Origin of the sequence: Streptomyces sp. NPDC048516, assembly GCF_043199875.1 — a bacterium.
Classification (GTDB): domain Bacteria; phylum Actinomycetota; class Actinomycetes; order Streptomycetales; family Streptomycetaceae; genus Streptomyces.
On record NZ_JBICWS010000006.1, the window covers coordinates 431,007 to 440,727 of the forward strand.

9 protein-coding genes and 1 pseudogene are annotated in these 9,721 nt (G+C 71.5%); 8 read left to right on the top strand and 2 right to left on the bottom strand.

The annotated features are described in order from the left end of the window. Positions 1 to 32 precede the first annotated feature (32 nt). From ACGFR7_RS15740 to ACGFR7_RS15770, 7 genes and pseudogenes are all read left to right on the top strand, one after another. The gene (locus tag ACGFR7_RS15740) at positions 33 to 956 is read left to right on the top strand and encodes a LysR family transcriptional regulator (protein WP_393318540.1); all 924 of its coding nucleotides are present in this window, start codon (positions 33 to 35) and stop codon (positions 954 to 956) included. 321 nt (positions 957 to 1,277) lie between these two features. Beyond that, the gene (locus ACGFR7_RS15745; RefSeq protein ID WP_393318543.1) at positions 1,278 to 1,592 is read left to right on the top strand and encodes an SAV_915 family protein; all 315 of its coding nucleotides are present in this window, start codon (positions 1,278 to 1,280) and stop codon (positions 1,590 to 1,592) included. 15 nt (positions 1,593 to 1,607) lie between these two features. After that, positions 1,608 to 3,131 carry a diaminopimelate decarboxylase gene (lysA, locus tag ACGFR7_RS15750; RefSeq protein WP_393318546.1) on the top strand — a complete coding sequence of 508 codons (1,524 nt, stop codon included), beginning with the start codon at positions 1,608 to 1,610 and terminating at the stop codon, positions 3,129 to 3,131. Positions 3,132 to 3,450: 319 nt separating this feature from the next. Continuing rightward, positions 3,451 to 4,161, top strand: a complete 711-nt coding sequence (locus tag ACGFR7_RS15755; protein ID WP_393318549.1) for a FadR/GntR family transcriptional regulator — start codon at positions 3,451 to 3,453, stop codon at positions 4,159 to 4,161. Positions 4,162 to 4,336: 175 nt separating this feature from the next. Further along, complete coding sequence (locus tag ACGFR7_RS15760; protein ID WP_393318551.1) at positions 4,337 to 5,623, top strand: CynX/NimT family MFS transporter; 1,287 nt, start codon at positions 4,337 to 4,339, stop codon at positions 5,621 to 5,623. 237 nt (positions 5,624 to 5,860) lie between these two features. After that, positions 5,861 to 6,712: an endolytic transglycosylase MltG gene (mltG, locus tag ACGFR7_RS15765; RefSeq protein WP_393318554.1), complete on the top strand. Its 852-nt coding sequence runs from the start codon at positions 5,861 to 5,863 to the stop codon at positions 6,710 to 6,712. Positions 6,713 to 6,994: 282 nt separating this feature from the next. Then, positions 6,995 to 7,850, top strand: a pseudogene (locus tag ACGFR7_RS15770) (IS5 family transposase); the annotation flags it as partial. Between the two features lie 6 nt (positions 7,851 to 7,856). On the opposite strand, the gene ACGFR7_RS15775 reads toward ACGFR7_RS15770, so the two are convergent. Then, entirely contained in the window at positions 7,857 to 8,483 is a 627-nt protein-coding gene (locus tag ACGFR7_RS15775) for a flavodoxin family protein (protein ID WP_096211573.1), read from the bottom strand. A gap of 92 nt (positions 8,484 to 8,575) precedes the next feature. Continuing rightward, positions 8,576 to 9,466 (bottom strand): RNA polymerase sigma factor SigJ, encoded by an 891-nt coding sequence (gene sigJ / locus ACGFR7_RS15780; protein WP_393318610.1) that lies wholly within the window; start codon positions 9,464 to 9,466, stop codon positions 8,576 to 8,578. A 22-nt stretch (positions 9,467 to 9,488) separates the two neighbouring features. Here sigJ and ACGFR7_RS15785 point away from each other — a divergent pair. Beyond that, positions 9,489 to 9,721, top strand: a 233-nt coding sequence (locus ACGFR7_RS15785) for a hypothetical protein (protein ID WP_393318556.1), incomplete at its 3' end; no start/stop codon positions are given.

Below are 9,721 nucleotides of genomic sequence, written 5' to 3' on the forward strand. Positions count from 1 at the left end.
GCAATAGCTTGGGTTGAAGCTACCGTACGGGGGTGACCCTCGATGATCTGCGCGTCTTCGTCGCCGTGTGCGAGGCGGGCAGCCTCAGTGCCGTCGCCCGCGATCTCGGCTGCACCCAGTCGGCCGTGAGCCAGCGCATCAAGCGCCTCGAACGGGAGGCGGGCAGCGGGCTGTTGGAACGCCGGCCGCGCGGGGTGGCACCGACCCAGGCGGGCCGGATCCTGCACCGCGCGGCGGCGGACGGCATCGGCGGACTGGACCTGGCACTGCACCGGCTGGCCGACCTGCGCGCGGGCGACGGCGGCACGGTCCGGGTGACCACCGGCGCCACGACCGTCCGGCACTTCATGTCCGAGGCGGTCGTCACCTTCCGCGCGCACCATCCGCACGTCAACCTGGAGTTCCGGACCGAGAGTTCCAGCCGCCGCTGCTTCGAGGTCGTCGCGGACGGAAGCTCCGAGCTGGCCTGGATCACCATCGGCCCGGCGGTACCGGGCATCGAGCAGCATCCGGTGGTCCGGCTGCCCTGGGTCCTCGCCGTACGCGCGGACGATCCGCTCGCCGGCCGGGAGCGGATCGAGCCCGAGGAACTGGCAGGCATCCGGCACATCCGGCTGCCGGAGAACTCCACCTCCCGTATGCGCCTCGACGATCACCTCAGCCACCGGGAGGCCGGACCCGTGCCGCCCCCGAGCGCCACTAGCGTCGCCGACTGGGACACCGCCCTGCTGCTGGCCGAACTCGGGGTCGGCCATGCGGTCGTCCCCCAACTGCCGGGTCTGCACGCTTCCGTCCCTCCGGCACTGCGGCTGATCCCGATCGCCGCGCTGCCCCCGCTGGCCACCGGCTGGGCGGTACGCCGGTGGGAGGCGCTGAGCCCGGCGGCGGTGGCGTTCGCGGAGACGGTCACCGCGCGCCTGGGCGACGGCGACGGTACGGAGCGCCTCAGGCCCTGACCACCGGCTCCTGGATCTCGGTGACCCACTTCTCCTGATCCGGCGGGCACTCCAGGTACAGACCGGCGGACCCGGGAGACGCGGCGGCGGGGGGAACGGGCCGGGACCGCCCCGGCCGCAGGGACCGGCACCCCGGTGTCACCACCGCTGCACAATCGGTCACCAGACAGCAGCATCGCGTCAAGTAGCGTCCACAACCCGTCAATGACGCGTCAGTGGCCGGCGGAGTGCCCGGTTCCCCGGGAATAGCGTCAGGGCCGAGCCCCGGCATACGCGTTTCCCACCGGTCCGGGGCCGAGGTCCTGTCCGAGGAGCAACGCCGTGTCCCACCTTCTGTACGCGGAAGATCCCGAGCCTGCCGAACGTGCCCCGGCCGGGCTTCTCTTCGTCCCTGTCCGGTCGGGCCCCGCGGGCTGCACCGCCCGCCTGTTCCGTACTCCGCTCGGCGGCCGTACCGCCGTCGGTTTCACCTCGCGCCAGCGGCTCGCCGCGGCCCTCGGCAGCGATCAGCCCTGGGTCAGGCTCTCCGAGCCCGCGCTGCGTGCGCTGGCCGAACCCGTCGGAGCGACGGACCTGACCGTCGATCCGCGGTTCGCCCCCGCCGTCCCCCGTGGTCAGCACCTCCGGGCCGGGTGAGGGAGAGCCACCGCCATGAGCCATCGCACACTGCCCCAGCCCCCTCACCGCACCACGCGCCACACCGCCACCCCGTCGCCGGCCACCGCCGTGACGAGCGCGCCACCGGCCGCCACCCCGCCACCGTCCGCCGGCCAACTGCCGTCCGCCGGCCACTCGTTGTCCACCGACGAGCCGTTGCCCGCCGACCACCCGTTGTCCACCCACGAGCCGTTGCCCGCCGACCGTCCGTTGGCTATCGACGAGCCGTTGTCCATCTGGCCCGGGTCCGCGGCGCCGCTCGGCCACGACGACCTCGCCGTGGGCGGCGTCCCGCTCACCGAGGTCGCCGACCGCTTCGGCACACCCGCCTACGTCCTGGACGAAGCCGAGGTACGCCACCGCTGCCGCGCCTACCTTCGGGCGTTCCCGGGTGCCGATGTCTTCTACGCCGCCAAGGCGTTCCTGTGCCGCGCCATGGTCCACTGGGTGCGGGAGGAAGGGCTCGGCCTGGATGTCTGCTCCGCCGGTGAGCTGGAGTTGGCCGTCTCCAGCGGGTTTCCGCCCGCGCGGATCGTGCTCCACGGCAACGCCAAGAGCCCGGCCGACCTGCGGGCGGCGCTGCGGCTCGGCGTCGGCCGGATCGTCATCGACAGCACCTCGGAGATCGCCCGGCTGGCCGCGGCGGTCCCCGCCGGCAGCCGGCAGAAGGTGCTGATCCGGGTCGTACCGGGCATCGCCGCCGGCGGCCACGCCAAGATCCGTACCGGGACCGACGACCAGAAGTTCGGGCTGTCGCTCGCCGACGGCTCCGCGCAGCACGCCATCACGCGGGTACTCAGCCAGCCACGTCTCGAACTGGTCGGCCTGCACTGCCACTTGGGCTCGCAGATCACCACCGTCAAGCCCTATCTCTCGGCCGTACGCCGACTGATCGGGCTGCTGGCGCGGATTCACGAGCAGCACGGCATCACCCTGCCCGAGCTGGACCTCGGGGGCGGCCACGGCGTCGCCTACCAGCCCGGCGAGCCCACGCTCGATCTCCTCTCCCTCGGCGACCGGATCCGCGCCGAACTGGCCGGCGGCTGCGCGGCGTCCGGGCTGCCGGTGCCACGACTCGCCATCGAGCCCGGCCGCGCCATCGCGGGCCCGGCCGGTGTCGTCCTTTACCGGGTGCTGTCCGTCAAACGCACCGGTACGCATACGTTCGTGGCGGTTGACGGCGGGATGAGCGATAACCCGCGGCCCGCGCTGTACGGGGTGCGCTATGCGCCACGGCTGATCGGCCGCCGCACGTCCGCCGCACCGGAACGGGTCACCGTGGTCGGACGGCACTGCGAGGCAGGCGATGTGCTTGCCGCCGATGTCCGGCTGCCCGGCGACATCCGTCCCGGCGACCTGCTGGCCGTGCCCGTCGCCGGTGCGTACCACCTCTCGATGGCCTCCGGCTACAACCTCGTCGGCCGACCACCGGTCATCGCCGTCACCGCGGGCCACGCCCGCCTTCTTGTACGGCGCGAATCCCTCGCGGACATCCAGGAGCGGGACATCGGGCTGTGACGCCGGGAGGGCCCGCCGCGGGGGCCCCCGAAGGCCCGCCACGAACGCCCGTGCGCTGCACCTCCGCATCCCGCGGGCGCCCGGCGGGCGGGCCCTCCTGGCTGTCGCGCTCCTCGTCTTTCCTCACCTTCTTCGGGCCCCCTCGCCCCCTCACCCCCTTGCTCGCCTGCCTCGCCTGCCTCACCTCCTCATCTCCCTCATCTCCCTCATCTCCCTCACCTCCCTCGCTCCGTGTATCGTGAACGCATCAGTTGTAGGATGACCGGGCAAGAGCGGTTCAGATGAGACCCGGACCAGATCGAATCGGATCGGATCGGGCATGGCACTAGAGGCAGCGGGACGGCAGTCCCTGGTGGACACCGTCGTCGAAGCCCTGCGGTCCCAACTGACGGCCAAGGAGTGGCAGGTGGGGTCCCGGATCCCCACCGAGCATGCGCTCGCCGAACAGCTCCAGGTCGGCCGTAACACCGTCCGCGAGGCCGTACGGGTACTCGTACACGCCGGGATGCTGCGCTCACGGCAGGGCGAAGGCACCTTCGTCGTCTCCACCACCGACCCGGGCGACGTCATGCGCGGCGTCCAACGGGCCGGAATCCGTGACGTACTGGAGCTGCGCATCGCCCTGGAGGCGGAAGCGGCCCGGCTGGCCGCGCTCCGCCATCTGCCCGATGATCTGGAGCGGATGCGGGCGGCCCTGGACGCTCAGGCCGAGCTGGCGGACGCGGAGGGAGAGCCCGATGCCGACAGCCTGGAGCTCTACGCCGATCACGACATCGCCTTCCACAAGGCCGTCGTCGAGGCCGCACACAACACCGCGCTGACGGCCACCTACGGCTGGTTCAGCAGCTCGGTACGGGAAGCGCTGGTCAACGCTCTCGGCGACCGGGCGATGCCGAAGATCGTGCACGGCGATCATGCCGCAGTCCTGGATGCGATCGCGGCGGGCAACCCGGAGGCCGCTCAACAGGCCATCCGCGACTTGCTGGAGAAGCCGAAGCGGGCCGTGGAGAACCTGCTGGCCGACCGCTGACGCCCTCGCTCACTTCCAATGCGCGATTGCCGCCTTCTCTTCTCTCTCCTCTCCCTTCTCCGCTCACCCTTCTCCCTTCTGTCTTCTCGCTCTTGTCTCCTGTCCCTTCTCTCTTCCGCGAACGCACACCACTCCCTTCCCCGAACACACACCACCCTTGGCGAGGTACGCACATATGGCAGGGCCCAGGTCCGAAGCAACCTTGATCGACGCTGAGGAGGATCTGGTCGCGGCACCGCCGGTCGCCGCGGCCCGCCGGCGTCTGCGGGCCCACCCGGCCCTGGTCATGGCCGGAATCATTCTTGCCGCGGTCAATATGCGGGCGGCGCTGGCCGGCGTCTCGCCGTTGCTCGGCGAGATCGGACGGCACTTCCGGCTGGCTGCGACGGCCAGCAGCCTGGTGACGACCATCCCGCTGATCTTCATGGGCCTCGGTTCGATCGTGGCACCGAAGCTGGCCCGCCGCTGGGGCACGGAGGCGGCGCTGTGCGGGGCGCTGGTGGCTCTGTGCGGCGGCATCGTGCTGCGGATCGCCCCGCCGGTGGTCGCGCTGTTCGCCGGGTGTGCCGTGGTCGGTACCTCCATAGCCCTGCTGAACGTGCTGATGCCGGGCCTGATCAAGCGGGACTTCCCGGAGCGGGCCGCGGGGATGACGGCGCTGTACTCGACCGCGATGATCCTGGGCGCGACCGTCTCGGCCGCCTCCGCGGTCCCGCTGGAGAGCGCGCTCGGCAACTGGCAGGGTGCGCTGGTCTCCTGGTCGCTGCCGGCCGCCGTCGCCGCGGTCGTCTGGATTCCGCAGACGCTCATGGCCCGGCGCGGCACCCGCCATGGCGCGGCCGCGGCCACCCCGCTGCGCGTCGGCGAGGACGGGCCGAAGCTGAGCCGTTCTCCGCTGGCCTGGCAGGTCACGCTCTTCATGGGTTCGCAGTCGCTGATCGCGTACGTGTCCATCGCCTGGATGCCGACGATCTTCACCGACCACGGCATGGGCAAGGGTGAAGCGGGCTTGGTCTTCGCCTTCAGCACGCTGGTGCAGATGGTCGGTTCGTTCATCGTGCCGATGCTCGCGGGGCGGATGCGGCGTCAGCGGCTGCTGGCAGTCGCCGTGTCCGCGCTGATGGCCTGCGGAATCAGCGGACTGCTGCTGGCACCGGTGGCGGGGGCGTGGCTGTGGGCGGCGCTCCTCGGCGTCGGGCAGGGCGGTGCGCTGGGCCTGGCCCTGACGATGATGGTGCTGCGCTCGGGCGATGCCCACACCGCTGCCCGCCTCTCCGGTATGGCCCAGACCGGCGGGTACCTTCTGGCGGCCGCCGGCCCCCTCGTCCTGGGGGCCGTCCACCAGGCCACCCACGGCTGGACCGTCCCCCTCGTGCTGCTGATGGCCGTCTGCGCCGGCCTGGCCCTGGTGGGCATGGGTGCGGGCCGGGACCAGCGGATCGGAACACCAGCCGTCCGGTGAGGAAGGCGGGGCAGAGGCCGGGGCTGGCGCCGGGGCCGGGGTCGGGGCCGGGGTCGACGGATTGACGGGGCCGGGGGGCGGAGGGCCGCCGGTCGGGCTGATGCGGCCGCCGGCCCTCGTCCCCTTACCGGCCGGGGTGTGGCCGGTGGATGGCGAGCCGGTGAATGATCTCCGCCGTCGGCGGAGATCCGGGGAGCAGCCGCCATGCGCCCCTTCGGTCTCGCCTACCGTGCCCCCATGAGCGATGTGGAGCGCACCGTTCGCCGGTCAGGACCGCGGCTCCCCCGCGCCGGCCGGCTCGTCCTCGTAGCGGTGCTGTGTGTGCTGGTCGTCCTTGCCGTTCTGCTGCTGCCGCGGCTGCTGCGGGGGCTGCGGCCCGGGCAGACGCTGACCGTCCCGGAGGGACAGCGGGCCTCGCAGGTCTACGCGGCCGCCGACAAGGCCCTGCACCGTCCGGCCGGGTCCACCGCGAAGGCCGCCAAGGGCGCGCATCTGGACCTGCCGGCCGGGGCGAAGGGCAACCCCGAGGGCTACCTCTTCCCGGCGACCTACCCCCTCGACTCGGACACCACCCCGGCGTCGCTGCTCGGCTACATGGTCAAAACCGCCAAGCAGCGGCTCGCCGCCGACGGCATCTCCTCCTACCGGACGATCGTCATCGCCAGCATCGTGCAGGCCGAGGCGGACCGGCCGGCCGATATGGGCAAGGTCGCCCGGGTCATCGACAACCGGCTTGCGCACCACATGCCGCTGCAGATGGACTCGACGATCAACTACGCGCTGGGCCGCAGCACCCTCCACACCAGCCACGCCGACACCAGGACCAAGAACCCGTACAACACCTACCGGTACCAGGGCCTGCCGCCGACGCCGATCGACAATCCCGGGGCGGACGCGCTGAAGGCGGCCGGGGCGCCGCCCGCGGGGGACTGGCTCTACTTCGTCACCGTCAAACCGGGCGACACCCGCTTCACCGCCGACTACCAGGAACATCTGCGCAACGTCCGGGAGTTCAACGGCCGGCAGGCGAACGCCGGGAGTGGCGGTGGCGGTCGTGGGGGTGGCGGTCGTGGCGGTGGTGGGGCTTAGTAGAGGTTTCGATCCCCAGCCCGGAGGTGGGAAAGCGGCCTACGCCGGGTCCGTGTCCGAGGACGCGGGGCGGGCCGGGGAAAGGTTCTGCCAGGCGTGCGGTGAAGGGCTGCGGCCGGGGGCCCGGCTGGAGGCTGTGTTCTGCTCGTCGTCGTGTCGTTCCAGGCAGTGGCGGGCGGAGCGGCGGCTGCGGAAGCGGCTGGCGGCCGTCCGGGATGGTGCGTGCGAGGCGGTGTGTCCGGTGTGCGGAGCCGGTGGATCGTCGGCGTGGACCGGCGGTCGACGGCGTCCGGCGGGCGGCCGGAGAAGCCTCCCCGCCGGGAGATCGTGGACGCCATCCGCTATGTCGTGGACACCGGCTGCAAGTGGAGGGCCCTTCCCGCCGACTTCCCTCCATGGCGCACGGTGTGGGGGTTTATGGCCCGGTGGGCGGCGGGCGGGATCGTCGGGCAGATCCGCGACGCGCTCGCTGGGCGGGTCCGTCGGGAGTTGGGCAAGAGCCCGCGGGCGGTCGCCACGATCATCGACTCGCAGTCGGTGAAGGCCGCCGAGACCGTCAGCCGGGCGACCCGCGGCTACGACCCGGGCAAGAAAATCAACGGCAGGAAGCGGCACCTGGTCGTCGGCAGCCGCGGGCTTCCCCTGCTGGTCATGGTGCCACCGGCGGACCTGCACGACTCCGCGGCAGCGAAGGAGGTGCTGTTCAGGCTCCGCCTGATGCACCCGGAGATCACGATCGTCTGAGCCGACTCCGCTACGCGGACAAGCTCGTGACCTGGGTGGAAAGACACCTCAACCGCACGATCAAGACCGTCTCCCGGCCCCGCGACACCTCCGGGTTCGTCATCCTGCCCCGCCGCTGGATCGTCGAGAGGTCGCTGGCCTGGATGATGCACGCCCGCCGCCATGCCCGGGACTACGAACGGCTCGTCCAACGCTCCGAAACCCTCATCACCTGGGTGGCGATCACGCTGTTGGCCCGCCGCCTGACCCGGCCCCGCCGCTACCCCAGCGCCGCCCCGCCGCGGCCCGGCGAACTCGTCCAGGCCGCGTGACGCCAGCAGTACGGGCGGCACGCGCGGAACGGGGCGCGCGGGCCGGGCGCGTACGTCGCGCACGGGCGCCCGGCCCCGTGGGAGGCGGATCAGGCAGCGACCGCGGCGCGACCGGCGGCGTACACCGCGGCCTGGGCGGCGACTCGCCGGCCAAGGTGTTCGGCGGTGGCTATGTCGGCCTTGTGGACGCCGTCCGGGCCCCGGTCGGTGTCGGTCTGCGCGCCAGCGCCCAGGTAGAAGCCGAGGCGGTTGAGGTCGTTCTCGGAGGCGGTGGTGGAGTGCCAGCCGGACGGCAGGCCGAGGTTGATCCAGTGCATTCCGTGCTGGGCGGCCAGCACGGAGAAGAACTGCAGGGTGTGCAGCTTGTCGCCGCTCTTTGAACCGGAGTTGGTGAAGCCCGCCGCCAGCTTGTCCTGCCAGGCGCGGGTCGCCCAGCGCTTCGAGGTGGCCTCGGCGAAGACGTGGAAGGCGCCGGACGCGGTGCCCATGTAGGTCGGCGAGCCGAAGACGATCGCGTCGGCGGTGTCGAGCAGCGCCCACTGCTCCTCGGTGATCTCGTCGACCTTGACCAGGTGGACGGTCGCCCCGGTGTCGGCGGCGCCCTCGCGCACCGCCTCGGCCAGCACCGAGGTGTGGCCGAAGCCCGAGTGATGGGCGATGGCGACGACCGGCGGGACGGCAGCGGCGGAAGAAGCGGCCGGGGCAGGCGTGGTCATGATGGCAGGGCTCCTCAGGATCGTGCCGCGTGGCGCGGCGCGAGGCGGTCAATTCACCAGGGAGACGAGGTAGCCCCTCCAGGTGTGACAGCTCAGACGCGCACGAGTTTGTCGGGATTGATGACCCTGCGGTACGCGGTGATCAGACCGTCTGTGATCTGGACCGTGTCCACGGAGTGAACCCGGCCTTCGCGGTAGGACACCAGGGCGAGCTCGCCGCCGACTTCAGCGAAGGCGATACGGTCCGGACGCCACCGGCGTCCCACACGCACCATGACCTCGGCAACGCGCTCGCCGCCGTGGATGAGCTTGCGTGCCGCGAATGCCTTGCCGCCGCCGTCGGTGACGAAGACGGCGTCCGGGTGCAGGAGCCTGACCAAGCCGGCCAGGTCCCCGGCCTCGTACGCGGCGCGGAAAACCGCGAGGACGCGTTCGCGCTCCGCCTTCGACGCCTGCGGCATGGACTGTTTGGCCTTGGCCACCCGCCGTCGCGCCCGCGAGGCGAGCTGCCGGGCGCCCGGCACGGAGACGTCCAGCACTTCGGCGATCTTGCCGAACTCAAGACCGAAGACATCGTGCAGGACGAAAGCCACCCGCTCCGGCGGGCTCAGCTCTTCCATGATCAGCAGCATCGCCGAGCTGACGGATTCATCGACGAGTACCGGCTGCGACGCGTCCGGCCCCGTCAGCAGCGGCTCGGGCAGCCACGGCCCGACATAGCTCTCCCGACGGAAACGGGCACTCTTGAGAATGTCGTACGACCGCCGCGCGGCCACCGTCACCAGCCAGGCCCGCAGATCACCGATGTCCCGCAGATCCGCTCCGGCCGCCCGCAACCACACATCCTGGGTCACGTCCTCGGCATCAGCCACACTCCCCAGCAGCCGGTAGGCCACACCGAAAACCGCAGGCCGGTGCCTCTCCCATCCGGCTCCGAGCGCCTCCTCCTGCTCAGCCGGTCCGGGCCCGTGCCCCTCACCCATACCGATCGCAACCTCCTCCAGCATGCGGATCCAGCGTAGCTACCCCGAACTCGGGATCTTCGAAGACAGCCCCGCAGAAGCGAGCGAGCCCGCTCAGACCGACGACGCAAGGCGGCGGTATCTCATAGTGGGAAAGGGCGGACTTGTGAAACACCCACTCAGAGGTCGTTTTCATCTCTGGTGTCCCGTTATTACGCCTTTTCTTTCGCGTAGTGGTGTGGTGCTGAGGGGACTGTGGAGTGGGTCGGTTCTGGT